The organism is Burkholderia singularis (assembly GCF_900176645.1).
Lineage (GTDB): Bacteria > Pseudomonadota > Gammaproteobacteria > Burkholderiales > Burkholderiaceae > Burkholderia > Burkholderia singularis.
Map to the genome: position 1 here is coordinate 71,378 of NZ_FXAN01000061.1, position 22,919 is coordinate 94,296.

The window sequence follows — 22,919 nt, forward strand, 5'->3', positions numbered from 1 at the left end:
GGCCTGCGGGCCGCAGGGGCAAACTCATGCTTTCAACCAGTACACGCGGCGCCCCGCCGGGCGCGTCCCCGTGCGCCGCGCAGCCCACGGCCGACGGCGCGGCGCAACCGCTGCCGGCAAGCAGCTTGCGGCCGCTCGGCGGCATACTGCGCTGGATCGTCATCGCGACGCTGAGCGTCGCGGTCGCGCTGCCGCTCGGCTTCATTCTGTTCCAGAGCCTGCTGTCCGCGCCGTTCTTCGACGCGAACAAAACGCTGGGCATCGACGGCTTCCGTTTCATTTTCGACGATCCCGATTTCTGGTCGGCCGCGAAAAACTCGTTCGTGATCGCGGGCGGAATGCTGCTCATCTCGATTCCGCTCGGCGGCATCCTCGCGTTCCTGATGGTGCGCACCGACCTGCCCGGCCGCCGCTGGCTCGAGCCGCTGCTGCTCACGCCGGTATTCGTGTCGCCGATGGTGCTCGCGTTCGGCTATGTCGTCGCGGCGGGCCCGGTAGGCTTCTATTCGGTGTGGTTCCGCGAATGGACGGGCGCCGCGAGCGCACCGTGGAACATCTATTCGATCGCCGCGATCACCGTGATCGTCGGTCTTACGCACGTGCCGCACGTGTACCTGTATTCGTCGGCCGCGCTGCGCAACCTCGGCTCGGACGCCGAGGAAGCCGCGCGCGTGACGGGCGCGCGGCCATTTCGCGTCGCGCTCGACGTAAGCCTGCCGATGACCATGCCCGCGCTGCTGTTCGCCGGCGTGCTGGTGTTCTTTCTCGGCTTCGAGGTATTCGGCCTGCCGCTGGTGCTCGGCGACCCGGAAGGCCATCTCGTGCTCGCCACCTATCTGTACAAGCTGACCAACAAGCTCGGCGTGCCGTCGTATCACCTGATGGCCGCAGTGGCGATCTGCATCGTCGCGATCACGTTCCCGCTCGTGCTGCTGCAGCGCCGCCTGCTGAAAAGCGCGAACCGTTTCGTCACCGTCAAAGGCAAGGCCACACGCATGACGGTGCTGCCGCTTGGCGCATGGCGCTGGGTCGCGGTCGCGCTCGTCGCGCTGTGGCTCGCGCTGAGCGTGATCGTGCCGCTGTCCGGCATCGTGCTGCGCGCGTTCGTGACGAACTGGGGCGAAGGCGTGGCGCTTGCCGAGGTGCTGACGCTCGCGAATTTCGTCGAGCTGTTCGAGCAGGACAACCTGGTGCGCGCGATCGTCAACACGCTCGGCATCGGCGTGGCCGGCGGCGCGCTGTCGGTCGGCTTCTATTCGCTCGTCGCGTTCGCCGGCCACCGGCGCCACGACTGGGCAACCAAGCTGCTCGACTACCTGGTGCTGCTGCCGCGCGCGGTGCCGGGCTTGCTCGCGGGGCTCGCGTTCCTGTGGATCTTCCTGTTCGTGCCCGGCCTGCGCGAGTTGAAGAACTCGATGTGGAGCATCTGGATTGCGTACACGGTGGTCTGGCTCGCGTATGGCATCCGGCTCATTCAAAGCGCGCTGCTGCAGGTCGGCCCTGAACTGGAGGAAGCCGCGCGCAGCGTCGGCGCGACGCGCGAGCGCGCGTCGCTCGACGTGACGCTGCCGCTCGTGCGCTTCGGCCTGCTCGCCGCATGGCTGCTGATCTTCATGATCTTCGAGCGCGAATACTCGACGGCCGTCTACCTGCTGTCGCCCGGCACCGAGGTGATCGGCTCGCTGCTCGTGTCGCTGTGGGCAACGGGCGCGGTCGATCAGGTTGCGGCGCTGTCTGTCATCAACATCGCGATGGTCGGCGCCGGTCTCGGCGTGGCATTGCGCGTCGGAGTCAAACTTCATGGATAAGCTTACCGTCGATAATCTTCATCTCAGCTACGGCACGAACGCGATTCTCAACGGCGTGTCGTTCGAACTGAAGGCGGGCGAGGTGGTGTGCCTGCTCGGCGCGTCCGGCAGCGGCAAGACCACGCTGCTGCGCGCGGTCGCGGGCCTCGAACAACCGTCCGGCGGGCGCATTCAACTCGACGAGCAGGTTTTCTTCGACGGCCCGCGGCGCATCGATCTGCCCGTCGAGCAGCGCTCGCTCGGGCTCGTGTTCCAGTCGTATGCGCTGTGGCCGCATCGCACCGTCGCCGACAACGTCGGCTATGGGCTGAAGCTGCGCCGCGTCGCGCCGGCCGAGCAGCAGCGCCGCGTGCGCGGCGCGCTCGAGCAGCTCGGCCTCGGCCACCTCGCCGAGCGCTTGCCGCACCAGCTCTCCGGCGGCCAGCAACAGCGCGTCGCGATCGCGCGCGCACTCGTCTACAACCCGCCCGTGATCCTGCTCGACGAGCCACTGTCGAATCTCGACGCGAAGCTGCGCGAAGAGGCGCGCGCGTGGCTGCGCGAATTGATCGTGTCGCTTGGGCTTTCAGCGCTGTGCGTGACGCACGACCAGACCGAGGCGATGGCGATGTCCGACCGCATCCTGCTGCTGCGCAACGGCCGCATCGAGCAAGAAGGCACGCCCGCCGAACTGTACGGCGCGCCGCGCTCGCTCTATGCGGCCGAGTTCATGGGCAGCAACAACCGGATCGACGCGCGGGTCGCGGCCGTCGACGGCGACTGCGTGACGCTCGCCGGCGACGGCTGGCAGCTACGCGCGCGCGCCCGCGACACGTTCGCACCGGGCCAGCACGCGCAGGCGGTGATCCGCCTGGAGCGCGTGCAGCTTGCCGACGGGCCCGGCGCGAACCGGTTGCACGCGGAGCTAGTCACGTCGATGTATCTCGGCGATCGCTGGGAATACCTGTTCCATTGCGGCGGCTTGCGGCTGCGCGCATTCGGCACCGGGCCGCGCGCGGCCGGCAAGCACTGGCTGGAGTTTCCGGCCAACGACTGCTGGGCATTCGCGAAAGCGGGCTGAGCCGCGCGCAGCGGCATGCCGGCCGATCCGGCAGCCGCGCACGGCGTGCCATGCACATCGGCGCATCCGTGCAGCGCAGCGCGCCGCGCCGCGCAGATTTTCCCCACCATAAGAAACTGGAGACACCGTCAATGAAGTCATTCGCGAAATGCGCGCTTCGCACGGCGGCAGCCGGCGGCTCGGCCGCCGTGCTCGCGGCCGCCACCGCCGCCCATGCGCAATCGTCGGTCACGATCTACGGGATCATGGACGCCGGCATCGAATACACGAACCACGCGGCGCCGGACGGCGGCAACGCATTGCGGCTCAAGTCCGGCAACAAGAATACGTCGCGCTGGGGATTGCGCGGCGTCGAGGATCTCGGCGGCGGGCTCAACGCGATCTTCCGCCTCGAAAGCGGCATCGACCTGGCGAACGGCGGATTCGACGACGGCCCCGATTCGATCTTCGCGCGCCGCGCGACGATCGGGCTGAAAGGCAAATGGGGAGAACTGTCGCTCGGGCGAACGTTCACCGTCACCTACGACTACATGCTGCCGTTCGACCCGATGGGCTACGCGCAAAATTATTCGTGGGCGACGTCGTCGATGGCCACCGGCGCACGCAAGGACGGCATGCTCACGCGTTCGTCCAACGCGGTGCGTTATGACGGCGATTTCAGCGGCGTCAAGTTCGGCGCGATGTACGGTTTCGGCAATGTGCCGGGCAGCTTGAAGACCAGCTCGAAATACGATTTCGCGCTCGGCTACGCAGCCGGACCGTTTGCCGCGGTGGCCACGTTCGACCGGCAAAACGGCGCGGCCGACAGCGTGACGCCCGCCGATCCGGTCAACTACACACAGGGCATTCATGCGGGCCTGTCCTACGATTTCGGCGCGTTGAAGACGATGGCCGGCTACCGTCATTACCGGCGCACGTTCCACGCGGCGGCCAAGCAGTTGAGCGACATGTATTGGATCGGCGGCTCGTATCAGCTTACGCCGGCGTTTTCGTTGATCGCGGCGGTGTATCACCAGAACATCAAGGGCGCCACCGATGCCGACCCGACACTCGTTTCGATGCGCGCGCAATATGCGCTGTCCAAGCGCACGGTGCTATACGCGGCGGGCGGTTTCGCGATCGCCAAGCATGGCAGCAAGGTCGGCGTATCGCGCGACGTCGCCGGGTACGGCGATACGCAAGTCGGCGTGACCGCGGGCATTCAGCAGCGGTTTTGATCGCGGCGGGCGGCGCGCAATATCCCGGGGTTCCATCGTCGAACGCCGCCCGCCGCACGCGTCACTTTCGCGCGTATTCGGCCGTGTATTCAGCGCATATGGACCAACCGCGAACGAAGCGCAGCCGCGTCAATTCGGGCAGCCGAAACGGCGCGGGCCCGGCAATTCGCCGGGCCCGCCCGCATCGCATACCCAGGCTCGTCGAGCCGGCTGCTTGTGATTTATACCGCTTACTTGGCCTTTTCGGCCGTGTTCGAAATGGCTTGGCCACCTTTCGAAATGTCCTGGCCGACGCCCGCGATCGTGTTGCAACCAGCCAGCGCGGCAGTGAAGATCAACAGTGCTGCGGCAATCACACGGTTCATTCGTTTTCTCCTGATCAATGCGGTCGCGTCGACGAGCGCCCGTTATTAGCGAAACTCACCCACGCATGGGCGCGCGGGGGCGGGGTCAGATTATACGGATGCACCGGCCGTTCGAAATACTGCAATTGTTAAACGTCGTGCGGTGCAGACAACGCTGAATGCCGCCGCGCGTCACGCGGTCTCGCCCGCATTTTTACTTGACTTCAACCGCCACCCGCATATTATACGCACCGCGTATATTTTCACCCACTCCCACCGACCGATGAGCGTCCCTCAACAAGCGTTTCTGCGCGACGCGATGCGCCGCCTCAACATGACCCGCGACGCGTTCGCCAACCGCATTGGCGTCAGCCGCCGCGCACTCGACACCTGGCTGCTGCCCGATGATTCGCAGGAATCGCGCGGCATGCCCGAGATCGTCGAACGCTTCGTGTCCGAAATCGTCGCCGCGCCGCCATCGTCACCAGGATATACGCAAAGCGTAGATTCCCGGCAGCCGCTTGCGAATCAAATCCTGCACGAAGGCAAGCCCCAGTTGCTGTCGGTCGATCAGTTCTCGCGCGATTCGGTCGAGGCCCTGTTTCGCGTGGCCGACGTGATGCAGCCGATCGCCCGCCGCCGCAAAATTTCGCGCGTGCTCGAAGGCGCGGTGCTCGGCAATCTGTTCTTCGAAGCCAGCACGCGCACGCGCGTGTCATTCGGCGCGGCATTCTGCCGGCTCGGCGGCTCGGTGTGCGATACGACGGGCTTCACGTTCTCGTCGATGGCCAAGGGCGAATCGATCTACGATACGAGCCGCGTCATCGCGGGCTACGTCGACGCGCTGGTGATCCGCCACCCCGAGCAAGGCTCGGTCGCCGAATTCGCCCGCGCGACGAATCTGCCCGTGATCAACGGCGGCGACGGCCCCGGCGAGCATCCGAGCCAGGCGCTGCTCGATCTGTATACGATCCAGCGCGAGTTCTCGCGGCTCGGCAAGATCGTTGACGGCGCGCATATCGCGCTGGTTGGCGACCTCAAGTACGGCCGCACGGTCCATTCGCTCGTGAAACTGCTCGCGCTCTATCGCGGGCTGAAATTCACGCTCATTTCGCCGCCGACACTGGAGCTGCCCGCATACATCGTCGAGCAGATCGCGAAAAACGGCCATGTGATCGAGCAGACACACGATCTCGCGCATGGGTTGAAAGGCGCGGACGTCGTCTATGCGACGCGAATCCAGAAGGAGCGCTTCACCGACGAGTCGTTCGAGGGTTACACGCCGGATTTCCAGATCAATCAGGCGCTCGTCGACGCAACCTGCGGCCGCGATACGCTGATCATGCATCCGCTACCGCGCGACAGCCGGCCAGGCGCCAACGACCTGTCGACCGACTTGAATCGCGACCCGCGCCTGGCGATCTTCCGGCAGACCGACAACGGGATTCCGGTACGGATGGCGATTTTCGCGGTGCTGCTCGGCGTCGAGCATCTGGTCCAGCACTCGATGCGCGACGCGGCCTGGCGCCCGCCCGCTTACCTGGGGCCGGAAGACGCGCCGTTTCATGGGAGCGATTGAACCGGCGGCGAGGAGCCCACACCCGCCTCGCCGCCTGCATCTTTCAAAAAACATGAACGATAACGCTTCTCATTTATAAATTTATTTACTAAAATGTCGCCCGAAAACAATTTGTAATATTCGGACGCGAGCCGTCGAGCAATCCCGCTGGTTCTCATCGCGCCCTCGTCCGATCGAGTCTTATCTGGCAAGGATTACCATCGATGAAGTCGCGCCCCGACGAGTTGAAGCTCGGAAAATTCACCACGCTAGTCGGCGTACTCGCCACCAGCCCGGCGTTCGCGCAAGACGCCGCGCCGAGCGCCGCACCCGCCGGCCACGACAACGAGCTTGCACCGATCCAGATCAAGGGCGCCGCCGAGCATAGCTACAAGGCCGATTTCGCGTCGTCCGCGAAATTCACCGCCCCGCTCGTCGACACGCCGAAATCGGTCACCGTGATTCCGCAAGCGCTGATCGAAAGCAGCGGCGCCTCCACCCTCGCCGAAGCCCTGCGCACCGTGCCCGGCATCACGTTCGGCGCGGGCGAAGGCGGCAATCCGCTCGGCGACCGTCCGTTCCTGCGCGGCTACGACACGCAAGGCAGCCTGTTCGCCGACGGCATGCGCGACGTCGGCGCGACCACGCGCGAGATCTTCAACACCGAGCGCATCGAAATCACGAAAGGCTCGGACGGCGCCTACGGCGGGCGCGGCGGCGCGGGCGGCAGCATCAACCTGGTGACGAAGACGCCGCATCTCGGCACGGCCGCCGCCGCGAGCGCCGGGCTCGGCACCGACCGCTACCGCCGCTTCACCGCCGACGGCAACTGGCAATTTGCCGAACACGCGGCATTCCGGCTCAACGTGATGAGCCACAACAACGACGTCGCCGGCCGCGACTGGGTGAACAACGAGCGCTGGGGCGTCGCGCCGTCGATCGCGTTCGGCCTCGGCACGCCGACGCGCGTCACCGCCAGCTACTATCACCTGTCGACTGACGACCTGCCCGACAGCGGCATCCCGTACTTCTACACGACGTCGAACAAGCCGGCGAACGTCGATACGATCTATCCGGCGAACGTGAACCGGCACAATTTCTACGGCCTCGTCGACCGCGATTTCCGCAAGACCACGTCCGACATCGGCACCGTGCGCATCGAGCACGACCTCACGCCGTCGCTGACGGTGCGCAACACGACGCGCTATACCAAATCGACGCAGGACTACATCTGGACCCAGCCGGACGACAGCCAGGGCAACGTGATCAACGGCCGCGTCTGGCGCCGCAACAACAATCGCGACAGTTCGGTCCATAGCATCGCGAACCAGACCGAGCTGTCCGGCGAGTTCAAGACCGGGCTGCTCAAGCACAGCTTCACGACGGGCATCGAACTGTCGCGCGAATCCTCCGAGCGCGACGCATACACGGTCGCGGCCGGCAACGGCAAGAGCTGCGCGGCCGGAATCGGCGCTGCGTCCGGCTACAACTGCACGAGCCTGTGGTCACCGAGCCCGAGCGATCCGTGGGCCGGCTCGATCGCGCGAAACAACGATCCGTCGTATGCGCGCACGGTAACGAAGTCGATCTACGGCTTCGACACGATCGAACTCAGCAAGCGCTGGCAAGTCAACGCCGGCGTGCGGATCGACGATTACTCGACCCGCTTCACCGACACCCGCGCGAACGGTTCGAAGACCTACACGCGCGACGATACGCTCGTCAACTGGCAGTTGGGCGTCGTGTTCAAGCCCGCGCCGAACGGCAGCGTCTACGCGTCGTATGCGACGTCGTCGACGCCCGCCGGCGCGCTGCTCGGCGAAGGCGCCGAAACCCAGTCGCTCACGCCCGGCCGCGGCGGCGTCGGCGCGAACGCGGACCAGCTCGCGCCGGAGAAAAACCGCAGCATCGAGCTGGGCACCAAGTGGAACGTGCTCGCCGACAAGCTGTCGTTGACGGCCGCGCTGTTCCAGATCGATACGACGAATGCGCGCGTCACGCTGCCGAACAACGAATACGCGATGGCCGGCAACAAGCGCGTGCAAGGGCTCGAACTCGGCTTCGCGGGCCGGCTCACGCGCGCGTGGCAAGTGTTCGGCGGTTATACGTACATGAAGAGCGAGTTGCGCGACAACGGCAAAAACCAGGCCGACAACGGCCATCAGTTCCCGAACACGCCGAAGCATAGCTTCACTTTGTGGACGAACTACGACGTGACGCCGAAATTCACGCTTGGCGGCGGCGCATTCTATATGTCGAAGGTGTTCGGCGATACCGCGAATCTGCGCGCCGTGCCGTCGTACTGGCGCTTCGACGCGACCGCGCAATACCGGATCAACAAGAAGCTCGATGTGCAATTGAACGTGCAGAACCTGTTCAACCGCACGTACTACGATCAAGCGTATCCGGCGCACTACGCATCGATCGCGCCGGGCCGCTCGGCATTCGTCACGCTCAATGCGCGCTACTGACGCGATGCAGGCGGTATCGCTCGCCGCGCTGGCGTCGGCCACGCACGAATCGCTCGTCGAGATCCTCGGCGGCCCGCCCGAGCGCGCGGCCGCATGGGTCGCGGCGGCGGCCGAAAACGGCATCGTCGACGCACAGGCCGTATACGGCCAATATCTGCTCGACGGCCACGGCGTCGCGCGCGATCCCGCCGCCGCGCTCGAATGGTTCAAGCATGCGGCGCGCGCCGGCCATCCGATGGCGATGAACATGGTCGGACGCTGCTACGAGTTCGGCTGGGGGACAGCCGCGAGCGCGGCCGTCGCCGTGTATTGGTATCGCGAGGCCGCGCGTGCCGGGCTCGATTGGGGCATGTACAACTACGCGACGATGCTCGCCCTCGGCAATGGCATCGACGAAAACCGGGCCGCCGCGCTCGAATGGTTCGAGAAAGCGGCCGCGCTCGGCCATGCGAAATCGATCAACCTGATCGGCGGATTTTACGAGGACGGCTGGGTCGTCGCCGCAAACCGCGACATCGCCTTCGATTACTACCGGCGCGCGGCGCAGGCCGGCGATTTTCGCGGGCAGTTCAACTACGCACGGCTGCTCGCCGAGCGCGGATGCATTGCGCAAGCGCTCGAATGGCTCGCGCGCGTGCCGCGCACCGCCACGCCCGCGTTCGTCGCGAAGATGCGCGCCTATCTGGCCGCTTCGCCGATCGATGCGTTTCGCGCCGCGGCAGCGCAGGAGTTCGCCGGATGATGCTCAGAATTGCCGCCGTGCTGACGAAAGACGAGGTCGCGCAATGCCGGGCCGTGCTGGACCAGGCGGACTGGACCGACGGCAATGCGACGTCCGGCGCGCAATCCGCGCTCGCCAAGCGCAATCTGCAATTGCCGGAAGATTCGGCCGCCGCGCGCGCGGTCGGCAACGCGATCCAGGACGCGCTCGCGCGCCATCCGCTGTTTTTCTCGGCCGCGCTGCCGCTCAAGGTGTTTCCGCCGCTGTTCAACCGCTACGCGGGCGGCGACGCGTTCGGCACGCACGTCGACAACGCGATCCGGCTGCTGCGCGGCACCGATTTTCGCGTGCGCAGCGATCTTTCCGCGACGCTCTTTCTCGAAGAGCCCGATGCATACGACGGCGGCGAGCTATGCGTCGAGGATACCTTCGGCGTGCATCGCGCGAAGCTGCCGGCGGGCGATATGGTGCTGTATCCGGCGTCGAGCCTGCATCGCGTGACGCCGGTGACGCGCGGCGTGCGGGTCGCGTCGTTTTTCTGGATTCAGAGCATGGTGCGCGACGATGGCGACCGCACGCTGCTCTTCCAACTCGATACGCAGATCCAGCAGCTCAGTGCGGAAAAAGGCGCGGGCGACGCGGGCGTGATCGCGCTCACCGGGATTTATCACAATCTGCTGCGACGCTGGGCGGATGCTTGAGCGCCGGGGCCGCGCGACGCGCCGGCTGCTGCCGGCCGCGCTTGCATCGCGCGCAACCGGCGTGGCGCGGCGGACTCATCCGCCAGCCTGAGCCGTGCGCTCGACGATCTCGCGCGTATCCATGATCGTTGCGTAGTCCATCGCGAGATTACTCAGCGAAAGCGCATGAACGTCGGCCGCCGCCCACACGCGCCCCGACAGATCGCGCTGATCGAACGTGAAGCACGCATCGCCCGCGACAATCGTATCGAAGCCGAGATTACCCGCCGAGCGCGCGGTCGATTCCACCGAATTGTTCGTGATCACGCCGGCGATCACGAGTTGCGTGATGCCGCGCTCGTGCAGCCAGCGCGCGAGCCCCGTCGCCGCGAACGCGTCGGGGACGTTTTTTTCGATCACGTGCTCGCGCGCGAGCGGTGCGAATGCGTCGTGAAATTCGGCGCCCAGCTGGCCGGGCCGGAATACCGAATCCGGCGAGCGGGAAATATGCCGGACATGCACGATCGGCCGGCCGGTACGGCGCCAGCAGTCGAGCAGCGTCGCCCAATGCGTTTGCGCATTGGGATTGTTGCGCGGGATAGCCGGATTCGGCGCAAGAATGCCTTTTTGCAGATCGATGAGCAGCAGCGCGGCATGCGCGCAAAGCGGCGACGTATCCATGCGGGGGGCGGCAGCGGAAGTTGAAATAAGCCATTCTAGCGGCGCGCTGCGAACTTCACGCCGCGCCGCACCCGCGCGCATCCCGCTGGCCGGGCTGGACGGACGCCTTGCAATCGGACTGCACGTGCTTGCGTCTGCTTCTCCTGCATCGCACAATCGCGACACGTCCGCCACCGGTTACCGCCATGACATACGCGTCGCTCGCCACCGGAGTGCTGCTGGCCGCCGGCCTCGGCACCCGCTTCGATCCCGGCGGCATCCACAGTAAGCTGCTCGCGAAGCTGCCCGACGGGACGCCCGTCGCGGTCGCCGCCGCGCAACGGCTTACCGCCGTGTTGCCCAACGTGATCGCGGTAGTTCGGCCCGGCGCGGAAAAGCTCGCGCAGCTGCTCAACGGCGTCGGCTGCCAAGCGGTGTTCGCGCCAGACGCCGTCCGGGGGATGGGCGCGAGCCTCGCGGCCGGCGTGCGCGCGAGCGCCGACAGCCCCGGCTGGATCGTCGCGCTCGCGGATATGCCATGGATCGCGCCGGCGACGATCGAGGCGCTCGCACGGACGCTCGAAGTGGGACCGGCATCGATCGTCGCGCCCGCCTATCGCGGGCAACGCGGGCATCCAGTCGGGTTCGCGAGCCGCCACTACGAGGCGCTTGCCGCGCTCGACGGCGATTCGGGCGCCCGCGCGCTGCTCGTCGCCCATCCGCCCGCGATCGTCGACGTCGACGATGCAGCCGTGTTGCGCGACGTCGATACGCCGGCCGATCTGCCCGGCTGAGAGCCTGTTCACGATCGCAAAGTGCACCCTACACCCGCCCCGCCAGACTCAAACCGGCGCGCCCCATCGTATCTACGGCCGCGAAGGCCGTTTTCGAGCGTACAGACAGATCAAATAGGACGTGCGCTGGCCGCCGGCAATTTCGTTTATCTCTTCGTATTCTTCGATGTTGCACATCCTATATCGGATATCCCGATCAACCGCCATAGAACATGAAGGGGCCTGCATTGGTGTTGTAAGACGTGGAAATTTGATTAATTTTGGTCGCGGGCATCCGTTTATTTTCAAGGTCTACCGAGGCCAGATCGATCTCAAATAAAATCAGCTTGGTTTTATTTCTATCATCCGGATCCGGACCGAAAGCACAAACGTATGCACGTTCGGTATTGCGTTTTCCGTTGAGATAACATGGCGCAGCCGACGGTGACGATGTGATGCTAAATTCCTGCCCCTCCCCAGAAAGAACTGCGGCATCGACTTGCCAACCCAATTCCGTGCCACGCCAGTCGAAAACACAACAACGAAGCACGTTGTTCGAGGATTTGTAAAACACAAAAATATAACTTTCAGTAGTCCCGTCAACAATGAATTCACCCATAATGGCGGCTGGCCGACCGTCAATCACATTATCGAAGCTTTCCAGGGCTTTCAGCTTTTGATTTTGAAAGCTTTCTACCGCAGAGTAACTTATTCTCCCATTATCGTCGCACGCAATTATCCATCCAAAATCATCGGCAATCACGCGCTGTACGATACTTGGATAACTCCTTGTCGGTAAGTCCGTAATTTTCACGCTACCGCTTCCCGCCGCCCACCACAAAGCCCCGTCTTCAGTTTTATAGAACCAGTGGTACATCAATGTCTTTCCAACTTCGTTATCTTGTCTAAATGGCACGATTGCACTGTAGGGCGATGCCACATTGATCGACGTCATAAAATTGAAAGTTCCCTGCCCGCCCGGCAGGGCAACATAAGGTCTGACCGCATATGCGATTCTGTCGATGCCGGTAACCAAGGTGAATTGAGGTTGCTTTGGATCCCTGATTCCTCCGTTATAGAACACCCCGGTTGGCGGGTAATCGGTAGGATTCAAATACAGTGAATATTCATTTGGAATATCTCCATTTTTCCCACCAGTTCTTATATATTTTTCCGGAGAAAATTTTTTATCACTCTGGTCAAATGAAATATATCCAGAATAGCAATAGTAGTTTCTCGGAGATCTTTCAATTATCGCATAGATAATGTAGTATTTTGCCATGATCTTTATTTTTACAATCAAAGGATTGCGGTTGCATTGCGGCAAAAACCGCGAAGCATTATTCACAGCACAAACTGATTGCCGATCATCGAACTATGCAAACACACATCTATAAATAACGATGGTCCGCATTGCCTTATCGAAAACAAGATAATCGAACAACGGGATAATCACTTAGAAATAAGGATCACCAATGCGGACGACCCATGGATTACTTGAATATAGGTAGAAAAATATTGGCGAACACCTCCGATAAATAACAGCTTTCTTTGCAAGGACGGAGCCAGTACATTCAACCAAAAATCAATGGGAGAAAATTTAAATGGCCGACGTCACAAATATAAAAATGATTATAAATAATACCTTCAATTTAATTGCCATCAAAAATGGAGACAGCGCTTCCCAATTGTTCTCCGTTCCGGCAAGCGGAGCGTGGACTGGCGATATATGGGTTCCGTGGATCGCCGGTCAGAGCGAGGGGAATAAGGCAATAAATATTATTGATGGCGCCCCCTCTCAAATACTGATTTTTCTATTTCAAGATTACTGGAATCCGCCAGGCAAGGACGCCATCAAGTATTGCAATGCTCCATTTTCGTATAACGATGCAACCGAAGTTCCGGGTAACAATCAAGGTGGAGGCAATAAAATTCTTATTTTGAATCCTTCCGAGAATGGATTTGCGTTATACATGAAATGAATTTTGGAATTTTAATTGCAGACTGAAGCCGCTTCTCCGATCGGTTCATTCCCGGCGTGCGCAGTAACAAGCTATGCGGTCGGCCAGATTTCCCCGCGAAGGTTCGCGCGGTAGAGGAGGAGCACCCGGCGCTTCCCCCTACTCCTCCGCCGATCCGCCCGCCACCTCCAAGCCGCCGATGTCGATCGGCTTCGGCTCGCGAACCATTAATCGACGGTCTACGCCGCGATCCGGCAAATGCACGTCCAATCGCCTATAACAGAGAAACGAAACCCGGTGCGCGTCGCGCGTCCGCGCGGGCATGCGCGCGCATTGCAAGACTTGCAGGCAGACCGTTATGACTGATCACACATCACCGCAGCCTGAATCGCCCACCGACCCTACTCGCGACCCCGAAGAGGATGCGTTCGCGCCGCCGTCGTCCGGCCATCACCACCATCACGAGCATCCGCAAAAGCCGCAAGAGCCGCCCAGCAAAGATCCGGTTTGACAAGGCCGGCTGCGACAGACGCGCAACGGGCGGGCACGACGGCGCAAAACGATTCGTTTGTATGCGCCGCGCCTAGTCGCTGCGCATGCTCTTGAGCCTGCACCTGCGCCGCGCATGCGCGGTTGGATTGACACCACCGCGCACGCTTTCCTGCGAAACGATACGGTAAACAGCTCGACAATCATCGCCAGCGCAACAACCGGCATAGCGCCGGTGTGGGCCACGTGTCGAAATCAACCGACAAATCCACGAATCAGCGTATTGATCCGTTCCGGCTGCTCGTGTATCACCCAATGCGATCCTTCCGGAATGCGCTCGATCCGCAGATCCGGCACGAAACGTTCGATGCCGTCGAGCAGCGTTTTGGGCAATGCAGTATCGCTTTCGCCCCAAATCACCATCGTCGGCACCTGCACGACCCATTCCTCGGGCACAAGCTTCGATATGTCCGGCGCCGCCTCGCCACCGGCCGGCGGATGCAGCGGTGACACGCGGTAGTAGTTCAAGCCGCCCGTCAGGCCGTGCGATCCGCCGTCGCCGGGCACGGACCACGCCGCATGATATTTGCCGCGCACTTCGGGCGTATACCACGACGCCCCGGACTGCCCGCCTGCCGTGAAAAATTTTTCCAGATTCGCGAAATCGTTGGCGGCAAGCGCGTCTTCCGAGCCGGGCTGCCGCAGCCAGTTCATGTACGCGGAAGCGGCTTGCTGCGCGGGATCGTTTGCGAGCGCGTTCGCAAACAGCCACGGATGCGGCGCATTCACAATCACCAATTTGTCGATCAACTGTGGAAACTTGATCGCGAGACTCCAGCAAACCGCGCCGCCCCAATCGTGAGCGACGACGATTGCCCGGCTGTAGCCGAGTGCGTCGATCAGTTGAGCCAGATCGTCGACGATCAGCTTGGGATGGTATTCGCCCGGCCCCGCCGGCTTGCTCGACAGGTTGAAGCCGCGCAAGTCCGGCGCGACCGCGTAATACGCATCGCCGAATGCAGACAGTTGCGCTTGCCATGCGTACCAGAATTCGGGGAAGCCGTGCACGAACAGCATCAACGGCTGGCCGGGCTGGCCCGCGCTCGCATAATGCAGGCGCACGCCGTTGTTCAGCGTTACGAACTGCGGATGAACGATGTTTCCATGATCCATGTAGGGTTCCTTCGTGTTGGGAGGTTTGAGGAAAATATCCGGCGGGTTGCCGACACCTCGGCATGGACGGGCCGGTCGCGATTGATTGTACGCGAGCGCCGACATGCCGATCGACCGCTTCGACGCGACGCGTCGAAGCGCAGCACGCAAGCCACGGCAAATATTCGATGGAATGATTATGATGCTGCGTTTCTCGCCGCGGGTTTATGAAAGCGGCATATCGATCGAGGTTGACTGGGGCGCTGCGTCAGAATTGCCATTAACCAGACGGCTTGGCTTGATTACACGTATGGCCTTGAAGCCGCTTCAAATTAGCGTCAAATCTCAATTTCAATTCGACGACCGAACTGAATCGTTTCAATTCAATTTATTTTAAAAAAATAAATTATTGAATCGAATAAACATTCAGACAAAAAAATCTTCCTTTATTGACAAATAAAATACCTGGAAATACACTCAATACGACCCCTCCGCTATAAAAATCATCGAAATTTAACCGACCAACAGATACTCTGACTTCAAAAATTCGGCAAGTGCAATTCAGAACACTCACCGCAAATACTATGCACGCAATTGTTTATAATTTATACATCGCCATCAAGACGCGACCAGCCACAATTCAACCGCATGAGTGATCATAAAATGCGATCTCATATTTTAATTATACTCGCAGCGTGGATAGCGACTGCATCCGCACTATGTCACGCCGATCCGGAAGATTTCCCGCCAGGTTCATATGAGCTTGAACTTGGGGCGAGACCAGGAGCGCCATACCCGCCGCTACAAAATTATAATATTGACCTTTCAGCACAGGGAAGCGGCCCCGATTACTCCGTTGAAGTAAGTCGTCACCATATTATCCCTTACAATGTGCTGCGCGCGTTCTATAACAGAGTGATGGAAACTCACGGCGAAATACTAAGATTTCGTAGCTTTCTTATAGTTTTTGGAAGAAATATTCCATCGTATGCGTCGGCAGCCAGCCTGGATTGCGAAAGAAATCGCCTCGATTACCTAGAAGCTTCAAACTTGGCGCTTGCCGTCGCCGATAATTATGCCAGATGGGGTGGAAACCGGCCGCCGCCAGGGTTGGATACATTTCAGGAATTTTACACCTGGCTGCCAGGAAATCTTTTCATCGGCCCCAACAATCGCTCTGATGACCCAGGAGAAGGATTCGAAGAAGGCGCGGTCGAAATCGTCGGGCAGAATGCGTTCAATACATTAAGTTCGGTTTATCAAAACATGGTCCGCTACAACAATGGCGATCAAAGTGTGCTTGGCTCCATAGTTACCGGATTGACACAAATTGCCGACAGACGAAGCGTTTATCCTTTATATTCCGGCGATTGGCAGTACGTCAATGGAGAATATCGAATAAAAACCCCTCAAGGAAAACGAACAAATACACATCCCACAAGTATTCCAGCCTCAGCGGCCACCTCGGATACGTGTAACAGAATCATTCCAGATTTTGAAAAAATTAAGGCAAAGTATGCATTTCCGGTAATTTCGCCAACAAATTTGCTGTGGGATAAAAAATAACGCCGTCATTGCGAATTGCATGGAGAGTACCATGAAACTTAAGATCCCTTTGATTTTTACCTTACTAATGGCAACCAGCCACCTGGCATTCGCCGGAATCGGTACGGTTTGTGCCAAAGGTTATATCGTCGACATCGTGGGCCCTTATTCCGGATCAGGCAAATCCGCCTGGAGTGAATTTGGCGTTTACATCAATGACAAACCGTATTGGACCGACACCGCTAAATTTTATTATCACGATTCCAGTGATATACCGCTGGATACGAATCCGGTAGGGCGCGTGTTATTTTCCCAAGCTCAGCTTGCATTCACCTTGGGCACTCAGGTTCAATTAAGCTCTCCAATCAACAGCTGCGGCAACTTGGGGTTCGGAACTATCGAGACATGGAGATGACGCTCGCCGGCATGAGCTTTGATCTCGCCGGCCCGAAGAAACGCCAACTCTCGATAAAATGAAGTTCTGGACAAGCCAAATAGATTTTCCGCGAAATCCGGGAACGTGGAGGCCGCCGCGATGCGAAAACATCTCGGCGCCATGCCCCTCATACTCCTCGCTATGAGCATCGATCCCGCTTCTATAGAGTCGCCGCCAATCGCATAAAAATGCGGCGCTGCCGCAAAACGCCTCAACATAACAGCGGGCGTCGCTCACGATACGCTCGCAAGCCCGCCCTCACCTAACTGCCCTTGAACTGCCGCCATCGCATCCCGCGGCCATGCAAACCGATTCAGCCTATAGGGAATACCCGCCTGCGCTCGCGTCGCTCCACGCCGATAAACAGGCATCCCCGTCTCCACACGCCGCCGTCCGGCGCTCCGAACCTATGCGCAACCTGTCGTTGAACCACAAGCTCACATCGCTGATCGTCTTCGTCTGGATCGGGCTGCTGATGATCGGCTCGATCGGCGCATGGCAAAACCGAGCATCGATGATCGCGGAGCGGCGCGCGCAGCTCGCGAACCTCACCGCGCAAGCCTATGGCGTCAGCGAATACTTCCACGCGCTCGCCCAGCAGCGCGCGATGCCCGAAACCGATGCGAAGCGCGCTGCGCTCGACGCGATCGCCGCGATGCGCTACGGCAAGGACGGCTACGTATCGATCAACGATTCGAGACCCGTCATCGTGATGCACCCGATCAAACCCGAGCTGAACGGCAAGGACGCGTCGAATCTCGCCGATCCGGCCGGCACGCGCGTGTTCGTCGAAATCGTCAAGGCCGCCAACGCCGGCGGCGGCCTCGGCTACGTCGAATACCAGTGGCCCAAGCCTGGCGCCGACCAGCCGATCGACAAAACGAGCGCCGTGCGCCATTTCGCGCCGTGGGACTGGTACATCGTGACCGGCATGTACATGGACGACGTGCAGGCGGCCGTGCTCGTCAGCATCGGCCGCTGGCTGGCGATGGCGGCCGCGCTCGGCGTGGTCGGGACCATCGTGATGGCGGGCGTGCTGCGCAGCGTGCGGCGCAGCCTCGGCGGCGATCTGGAGGCGGCCGTCGCCACCGCGCACCGGATCGCGCAGGGCGATCTGACCGCGCAGGTGGGCGTGTGCGGCAACGATCGTTCCAGTCTGTTGCACGCGCTGCGCGCGATGCAGACGGCGTTGATCGACATGGTGTCGCGCGTGCGGCTCGGCACCGAGAACATCAATGTCGGCGCATCCGAAATCGCGGCCGGCAATACCGACCTGTCGCAGCGCACCGAGCAGCAGGCGGCGGCGCTCGTGCAAACGGCCACGAGCATGGGCCAGATGACGGCGAACGTGAAACAGAATGCCGACAGCGCGCTGCAAGCCGCGCGGCTCGCCGACGAGGCGGCGCAGGTTGCCACGCGCGGCAGCGCGGTCGTCGGCGACGTCGTGCGGACGATGGCCGAGATCACCGGCGCGTCGCGCAAGATTGGCGACATCATCGGCGTGATCGACGGCATTGCGTTCCAGACCAATATTCTGGCGCTGAACGCGGCCGTCGAGGCGGCGCGCGCGGGCGAGCAAGGGCGTGGCTTCGCGGTCGTCGCGAGCGAGGTGCGCTCGCTCGCGCAGCGCTCGGCGAGCGCGGCCAAAGAGATCAAATCGCTGATCGAGACGTCGAATGCGACGGTCGAGCACGGTGCGTCGCTCGTCACGCGCGCGGGGACGACGATGACCGAGATCGTGCAATCGGTCACGCGCGTCAACGAAATTCTCGACGAGATCAGCCATGCGTCACGCGAACAAAGCACGGGAATCGATCAGGTGAACCGGGCGGTCGGCGAAATGGATCAGGTCACTCAGCAAAACGCCGCGCTCGTCGAGCAAGCCGCCGCCGCCGCGCATTCGCTGAAGGATCAGGCGGACGCGTTGCGCGCGGCGGTTGCCCAATTTGCATTGCCAGCGTGATGCGGCAGCACCCGGCGCGATGAGGCTCGCGGCGGACGCGATCCGGCACGCGCCCGGCCGCAGGTGAGCGGCCGCGGACAGCCAACCCGCAGCTGACAGATTCGCGGCGAGCCGCGTCGCCGTGGGCCGCACCGGCATGCGGCACAAACGCAGGCACGCGCTCAGCCGCCCGAAAACGAAGCGCACGCGTCCGCACGAACGCGATGCGCCCCGCTCTGCCATCCGCGCGATGGTTGGCCGCCCTGGCAACCGCGCGCCCAGGCGGTGTACGCCGATGCGCGCGAAAAATCGATCGCTTGCCGCGCGACGCAGATCGTGATCATCGCGAAAACCACGCGCAGCCCCAACTGCGCGCCCGCGCTGCTTCCCGTGCCGCTCCCTTCCCTTCGCATCCGTCTCGAATTGTCAGATTTATCAAGATGTTGCCGTCATTTTCAGACGAAACGATTACTTATTAATTACAATTACATTCATTTCAACCTCCTCTGGCCGCCCGACGCACGCGATAGCCTCCCCTCATGCGCCTGAAGAAGAAATCGACCTCGTCCTCCGATCCGTACCTCGCCGTCGCCAAAAATCCGATGCTGGCATCGAGCCTGCCGATGTGGCGCTCGAAATTTGTCGTGATCCTGGTCTTTGCCGGGTTCGCCGCGCTGATCGGCCGCGCGTTCTGGGTCCAAGTCGCCAACCAGGATTTCTATGTCGGACAAGGCCAAAAACGCTATCAACGAACCATCGAGCTAGGCGCGATGCGCGGCAGCATCGTCGATCGCAATGGCGCGCTGCTCGCCGTGAGCCTGACGACCTATGAAATCTGGGCGAATCCCAAGCAGGTCGACGAAGCCGCTTACGCACCGCTCGCGAAGCTGCTCGACATGCCGCTCGCCGAAGTGCGGCGCCGGCTGACGAGCGAACGCTCGTTCGTGCTGCTCAAACGCCAGATCGACCCCGAAACGGCTGCCCGGATCGAAAAACTCGACGCCGACGGCATCACGCAGATTGCCGATTCGAAGCGCTTCTACCCGGAAGGCGAATCGGCCGCGCACGTCGTCGGCTTCACGAACGTCGAGGATCGCGGGCAAGAAGGCGTCGAGCTTGCCGCGAACGCACGCTTGTCGGGCACCGCGGGCGAGCGCCAGGTGATCCGCGACCGGCTCGGCCGGATCATTTCCGATACCCGTCCGCTCGTGCCGGCGCAGCACGGCGCGACGATCGAGCTGACGATCGACCGCCGCATCCAGCAACTCGCGTATGCGCAACTGAAGTCGGCCGTTATCGCGAACCACGCGCAAGGCGGCAGCGTTGTCGTGCTGGACGCGAAAAACGGCGAGATCCTCGCGCTCGCGAACTATCCGACGTTCGATCCGAACGATCGCGCGCGCCTGACCGGCCAGCAATTGCGCAACCGCGCGGTGATCGACACGTTCGAGCCCGGCTCGACGATCAAGCCGCTCGTCGTTGCGCTGTCGATCGACGCGGGCAAGGTGCGGCCGCAAACGGTGATCGATACGTCGCCCGGCTCGTACAGGATCGGGCCCGCCGTGATCCATGACACATCGAACCACGGCGCGATCACCGTCGCGCAGGCGTTGCAGATGTCGAGCAACATCGCGCTCGCGAAGCTCGCGCTCAACCTGCCGGCGGAAATGATCTGGAACAAGTATCAGGAATACGGAATCGGCCGTGCGCCGGAGCTGACGTTTCCCGGCGTCGCATCGGGCCGGCTGCGTCCGTACAAGCGCTGGCGGCCGATCGAGCAGGCGACGATGGCTTACGGCTACGGGCTGTCGACATCACTGCTGCAAATCGCGCAGGTCTACACCGCGTATGCGGGCGACGGCACGTTGCACCCGGTGTCGCTGCTGAAGACGTCGGCCGATGCGCAAACCGACGCCGCGCACCGCGGCCATCGCGTAACATCGCCCGCCACCGCGGCCGCGATTCGCTCGATGCTCGAAATGGCGGTTGGCCAGGGCGGAACCGGACGCGCGGCGCGCGTCGACGGCTACCGGATCGGCGGCAAGACGGGAACGGCGCGCAAGCAAGTCGGCGCGTCGTATGCGAAGGGCAAATACCGCGCGTTGTTCGCCGGCATGGCGCCGATGAGCGACCCGCGCCTGATCGTCGCGGTGATGATCGACGAGCCGAGCGGCAAAGGCTATTACGGCGGGACGGTCGCCGGTCCGGTGTTTTCTTCGGTGACGAGCGGATCGCTGCAATTGCTCGGCGTGCCGCCGGACGCGCCGGCCGGAAACGACAAAGCGGCATCCGGAAAACCGAAGGCGTGACGTCGGCCGGCCGCGGCGCGTCCGCCAGCCCGCCAGGTCGCGCCGCCGCATTGGCCGGGCCATCGGACGTCAGCCGATCCGCTTCGCGAAAAACGTCATCGCTTGCGGATCGTGCGTCTCGCCGATCGTCGCGAGTTCCGCATAGCCGCACCGGCGATAGAATCCGGGCGCTTGAAACCGGTACGTATGCAGCCACACGTGCGACGCGCCCTTCTCGCGCGCCCACCCCTCGGCATGCCGCAGCAGCCGCTCGCCGAGACCGCGCCCCCTGAAGCATTCGTCGACGTGGATCAAATCGACATAGAGCCGGCCATACAACAGACTGCCGGTTATGCCGCCGGCCACGATTCCATCCGCGCCGACGAGCGCGGCGACTTCGAGCGTGCATTCGTCGTGCGGCCGGCCCCCTTCAGCCGCATCGCACTTCAAACGCTCGAGCAGCCGCGCGTGCAAGCCCGCGCTCGAACCGTCCGCGAGCCGCACGGCGGCGCCCAAGTCTTGCGCCGTCGCCACAAGCGTCACCCATGCGCCAGGCGGCTTCACGATGCCGAAAGAATCGCGTCGCGAAGCGTGCGCGCACGCGCATCGATCGTCTCGTCGTCATCCTGGACCGAGATGCCGAAGCCTGCGCCGAGGTATCGGTCCGACACGCCAATCGATATGCCGACCGAGCGCCCGAGCAGATCGTCGGTCCGGGTAAGCGAAGGAAACGTGCCGAGCGCCGGATCGCCCGCGTAATGCCGATGAAACACGGCCGACGATTTTACGCGATCGCCAAGCCGATGCAGTTGCGACATGTTCCGGTAGTAATGCCGGCCCGAATCGTCGAGCGTCTTCGAACCGAGCGTCGTGGCGAGGCGCTTGGCCTGCTCGCGTTCCGCGCAGGTCAGCACCAGCACCGTCGCGCAATCACCCGCTTCGTCGTTCAATCGGCGCGGCTGAATCGGGCAGTCGCCCGGCAGCGCGAGCCGGCTCAGCAGCGCCGATTTCGCGCGGCGCGTCGCGGCGAGCACCCGGTCGAGCTTCGCGATCTGCGCAACCGCCACCGCGCCGGCAAGCTCCGCCATGCGCAGATTGAGTCCGAACAGGATGTCGCCCTCGCCCGTGTCGCGACGCAGCGGGAACCAGCCCTGATCCTGAAACGCGTATGCACGCTGGTACAGATGCGGATCGTCGGTGATGACGAGCCCGCCTTCGCCCGACGTGATCACCTTGAACGGATTCAGCGAGAACGCGCCGATATCGCCATGCGCGCCCAGCCGCCGCCCCTGAAAACTGCCGCCGCACGCCTGCGCGACATCCTCGACGATCTTCAGCCCGTGACGCCGCGCGAGCGCGCCTAGCGCATGCATGTCGCATGCCGCGCCGAGCATGTGAACCGGCATGATCGCCTTCGTCCTGCTCGTGATCTTGCGTTCGACGTCGGCCGGATCGATCGTCAGCGTATCGTCGATTTCCGCGAGCACGGGCGTCGCGCCGCTCAGCACGATGCTGCCGATCGATGCGACGAACGTGTACCCCGGCACGATCACTTCGTCTCCCGGTCCGACGCCGAGCGCGGCGAGACTCGTGATCAACGCGGACGTCCCGCTGTTGACGGCGATCGCATGCCGCACGCCGGCAAGCGACGCGAATGCCTCTTCAGTCTGCCTGACGAACGACGTGAAGTTCGGCACGTCGTATGCGAAACGCGTCAGGCCCCACGTATCGAGCACTCGGTTGACGTTGTCCCGCTCTTCGTCGCCCAAAAAAGAATATCCCGGTCCCGCCATATCGTTAGCTCCTCTAAGGAT

20 protein-coding genes are annotated in these 22,919 nt (G+C 62.2%); 14 read left to right on the top strand and 6 right to left on the bottom strand.

From position 1 onward, the window contains the following. The first annotated feature begins 26 nt into the window (after positions 1–26). The 3 genes from BSIN_RS13350 to BSIN_RS13360 all read left to right on the top strand — a co-directional run bounded on the left by BSIN_RS13350 (position 27) and on the right by BSIN_RS13360 (position 4,085). Positions 27–1,808, top strand: a complete 1,782-nt coding sequence (locus BSIN_RS13350) for an ABC transporter permease (RefSeq protein WP_089340863.1) — start codon at positions 27–29, stop codon at positions 1,806–1,808. Further along, positions 1,801–2,868: an ABC transporter ATP-binding protein gene (locus tag BSIN_RS13355; RefSeq protein WP_089340864.1), complete on the top strand. Its 1,068-nt coding sequence runs from the start codon at positions 1,801–1,803 to the stop codon at positions 2,866–2,868. Before BSIN_RS13350 ends, BSIN_RS13355 begins: the two co-directional genes overlap by 8 nt. Positions 2,869–2,999: 131 nt before the next feature. After that, the gene (locus BSIN_RS13360; protein ID WP_089340914.1) at positions 3,000–4,085 is read left to right on the top strand and encodes a porin; all 1,086 of its coding nucleotides are present in this window, start codon (positions 3,000–3,002) and stop codon (positions 4,083–4,085) included. 230 nt (positions 4,086–4,315) lie between these two features. Here BSIN_RS13360 and BSIN_RS13365 read toward each other — a convergent pair whose 3' ends face one another. Beyond that, on the bottom strand, positions 4,316–4,450 hold the full coding sequence (locus BSIN_RS13365; RefSeq protein WP_059570723.1) for an entericidin A/B family lipoprotein: 135 nt from the start codon (positions 4,448–4,450) through the stop codon (positions 4,316–4,318). Between the two features lie 262 nt (positions 4,451–4,712). Here BSIN_RS13365 and BSIN_RS13370 point away from each other — a divergent pair, with 262 nt between their 5' ends. From BSIN_RS13370 to BSIN_RS13385, 4 genes are all read left to right on the top strand, one after another. Continuing rightward, entirely contained in the window at positions 4,713–6,008 is a 1,296-nt protein-coding gene (locus BSIN_RS13370) for an aspartate carbamoyltransferase (protein ID WP_089340865.1), read from the top strand. A gap of 203 nt (positions 6,009–6,211) precedes the next feature. Next, the gene (locus tag BSIN_RS13375; protein WP_089340866.1) at positions 6,212–8,458 is read left to right on the top strand and encodes a TonB-dependent receptor; all 2,247 of its coding nucleotides are present in this window, start codon (positions 6,212–6,214) and stop codon (positions 8,456–8,458) included. 4 nt (positions 8,459–8,462) lie between these two features. Continuing rightward, positions 8,463–9,200: a tetratricopeptide repeat protein gene (locus BSIN_RS13380; RefSeq protein WP_089340867.1), complete on the top strand. Its 738-nt coding sequence runs from the start codon at positions 8,463–8,465 to the stop codon at positions 9,198–9,200. Next, positions 9,197–9,880, top strand: a complete 684-nt coding sequence (locus BSIN_RS13385) for a Fe2+-dependent dioxygenase (protein WP_059519790.1) — start codon at positions 9,197–9,199, stop codon at positions 9,878–9,880. The genes BSIN_RS13380 and BSIN_RS13385 overlap by 4 nt, the downstream gene beginning before the upstream one ends. A 75-nt stretch (positions 9,881–9,955) precedes the next feature. Here BSIN_RS13385 and BSIN_RS13390 read toward each other — a convergent pair whose 3' ends face one another. Then, the gene (locus BSIN_RS13390; RefSeq protein WP_089340868.1) at positions 9,956–10,540 is read right to left on the bottom strand and encodes a cysteine hydrolase family protein; all 585 of its coding nucleotides are present in this window, start codon (positions 10,538–10,540) and stop codon (positions 9,956–9,958) included. A gap of 185 nt (positions 10,541–10,725) precedes the next feature. Here BSIN_RS13390 and BSIN_RS13395 point away from each other — a divergent pair, with 185 nt between their 5' ends. Then, positions 10,726–11,313 carry a nucleotidyltransferase family protein gene (locus BSIN_RS13395; RefSeq protein WP_089340869.1) on the top strand — a complete coding sequence of 196 codons (588 nt, stop codon included), beginning with the start codon at positions 10,726–10,728 and terminating at the stop codon, positions 11,311–11,313. Positions 11,314–11,509: 196 nt separating this feature from the next. Here the strand turns inward: BSIN_RS13395 and BSIN_RS25380 are convergent, their stop codons facing one another. Then, on the bottom strand, positions 11,510–12,574 hold the full coding sequence (locus BSIN_RS25380) for a hypothetical protein (RefSeq protein ID WP_159935960.1): 1,065 nt from the start codon (positions 12,572–12,574) through the stop codon (positions 11,510–11,512). A gap of 322 nt (positions 12,575–12,896) precedes the next feature. Here BSIN_RS25380 and BSIN_RS13400 point away from each other — a divergent pair, with 322 nt between their 5' ends. Further along, on the top strand, positions 12,897–13,274 hold the full coding sequence (locus BSIN_RS13400) for a hypothetical protein (RefSeq protein WP_082712068.1): 378 nt from the start codon (positions 12,897–12,899) through the stop codon (positions 13,272–13,274). A 723-nt stretch (positions 13,275–13,997) separates the two neighbouring features. Here the strand turns inward: BSIN_RS13400 and BSIN_RS13405 are convergent. Then, entirely contained in the window at positions 13,998–14,915 is a 918-nt protein-coding gene (locus tag BSIN_RS13405; RefSeq protein ID WP_089340870.1) for an alpha/beta fold hydrolase, read from the bottom strand. Between the two features lie 103 nt (positions 14,916–15,018). Here BSIN_RS13405 and BSIN_RS13410 point away from each other — a divergent pair, with 103 nt between their 5' ends. From BSIN_RS13410 to BSIN_RS13430, 5 genes are all read left to right on the top strand, one after another. Further along, entirely contained in the window at positions 15,019–15,291 is a 273-nt protein-coding gene (locus BSIN_RS13410; protein WP_143757441.1) for a hypothetical protein, read from the top strand. Between the two features lie 251 nt (positions 15,292–15,542). Then, entirely contained in the window at positions 15,543–16,460 is a 918-nt protein-coding gene (locus BSIN_RS25385; RefSeq protein ID WP_143757442.1) for a hypothetical protein, read from the top strand. A 31-nt stretch (positions 16,461–16,491) separates the two neighbouring features. Further along, positions 16,492–16,854 (top strand): hypothetical protein, encoded by a 363-nt coding sequence (locus BSIN_RS25390; RefSeq protein WP_125910508.1) that lies wholly within the window; start codon positions 16,492–16,494, stop codon positions 16,852–16,854. A 430-nt stretch (positions 16,855–17,284) separates the two neighbouring features. After that, positions 17,285–18,838, top strand: a complete 1,554-nt coding sequence (locus BSIN_RS13420) for a methyl-accepting chemotaxis protein (RefSeq protein ID WP_089340872.1) — start codon at positions 17,285–17,287, stop codon at positions 18,836–18,838. A 518-nt stretch (positions 18,839–19,356) separates the two neighbouring features. Beyond that, entirely contained in the window at positions 19,357–21,126 is a 1,770-nt protein-coding gene (locus BSIN_RS13430; RefSeq protein WP_059519798.1) for a peptidoglycan D,D-transpeptidase FtsI family protein, read from the top strand. 69 nt (positions 21,127–21,195) lie between these two features. On the opposite strand, the gene BSIN_RS13435 is transcribed toward BSIN_RS13430, so the two are convergent. Together BSIN_RS13435 and BSIN_RS13440 are read right to left on the bottom strand one after the other, a co-directional pair. Next, positions 21,196–21,669: a GNAT family N-acetyltransferase gene (locus tag BSIN_RS13435; protein ID WP_159935962.1), complete on the bottom strand. Its 474-nt coding sequence runs from the start codon at positions 21,667–21,669 to the stop codon at positions 21,196–21,198. Continuing rightward, positions 21,666–22,874 (bottom strand): DegT/DnrJ/EryC1/StrS family aminotransferase, encoded by a 1,209-nt coding sequence (locus BSIN_RS13440; protein WP_218192422.1) that lies wholly within the window; start codon positions 22,872–22,874, stop codon positions 21,666–21,668. The genes BSIN_RS13435 and BSIN_RS13440 overlap by 4 nt, the downstream gene beginning before the upstream one ends. Positions 22,875–22,919 lie beyond the last annotated feature (45 nt).

Coding starts and splice junctions, on each gene's coding strand:
- BSIN_RS13410 (WP_143757441.1), top strand. CDS start 15,019: ATGCCGATCGACCGCTTCGACGCGACGCGTCGAAGCGCAGCACGCAAG.
- BSIN_RS13350 (WP_089340863.1), top strand. CDS start 27: ATGCTTTCAACCAGTACACGCGGCGCCCCGCCGGGCGCGTCCCCGTGC.
- BSIN_RS25385 (WP_143757442.1), top strand. CDS start 15,543: ATGAGTGATCATAAAATGCGATCTCATATTTTAATTATACTCGCAGCG.
- BSIN_RS13355 (WP_089340864.1), top strand. CDS start 1,801: ATGGATAAGCTTACCGTCGATAATCTTCATCTCAGCTACGGCACGAAC.
- BSIN_RS13395 (WP_089340869.1), top strand. CDS start 10,726: ATGACATACGCGTCGCTCGCCACCGGAGTGCTGCTGGCCGCCGGCCTC.
- BSIN_RS13390 (WP_089340868.1), bottom strand. CDS start 10,540: ATGGATACGTCGCCGCTTTGCGCGCATGCCGCGCTGCTGCTCATCGAT.
- BSIN_RS13430 (WP_059519798.1), top strand. CDS start 19,357: ATGCGCCTGAAGAAGAAATCGACCTCGTCCTCCGATCCGTACCTCGCC.
- BSIN_RS13405 (WP_089340870.1), bottom strand. CDS start 14,915: ATGGATCATGGAAACATCGTTCATCCGCAGTTCGTAACGCTGAACAAC.
- BSIN_RS13380 (WP_089340867.1), top strand. CDS start 8,463: ATGCAGGCGGTATCGCTCGCCGCGCTGGCGTCGGCCACGCACGAATCG.
- BSIN_RS13375 (WP_089340866.1), top strand. CDS start 6,212: ATGAAGTCGCGCCCCGACGAGTTGAAGCTCGGAAAATTCACCACGCTA.
- BSIN_RS13420 (WP_089340872.1), top strand. CDS start 17,285: ATGCGCAACCTGTCGTTGAACCACAAGCTCACATCGCTGATCGTCTTC.
- BSIN_RS13365 (WP_059570723.1), bottom strand. CDS start 4,450: ATGAACCGTGTGATTGCCGCAGCACTGTTGATCTTCACTGCCGCGCTG.
- BSIN_RS25390 (WP_125910508.1), top strand. CDS start 16,492: ATGAAACTTAAGATCCCTTTGATTTTTACCTTACTAATGGCAACCAGC.
- BSIN_RS25380 (WP_159935960.1), bottom strand. CDS start 12,574: ATGGCAAAATACTACATTATCTATGCGATAATTGAAAGATCTCCGAGA.
- BSIN_RS13360 (WP_089340914.1), top strand. CDS start 3,000: ATGAAGTCATTCGCGAAATGCGCGCTTCGCACGGCGGCAGCCGGCGGC.
- BSIN_RS13370 (WP_089340865.1), top strand. CDS start 4,713: ATGAGCGTCCCTCAACAAGCGTTTCTGCGCGACGCGATGCGCCGCCTC.
- BSIN_RS13400 (WP_082712068.1), top strand. CDS start 12,897: ATGGCCGACGTCACAAATATAAAAATGATTATAAATAATACCTTCAAT.
- BSIN_RS13385 (WP_059519790.1), top strand. CDS start 9,197: ATGATGCTCAGAATTGCCGCCGTGCTGACGAAAGACGAGGTCGCGCAA.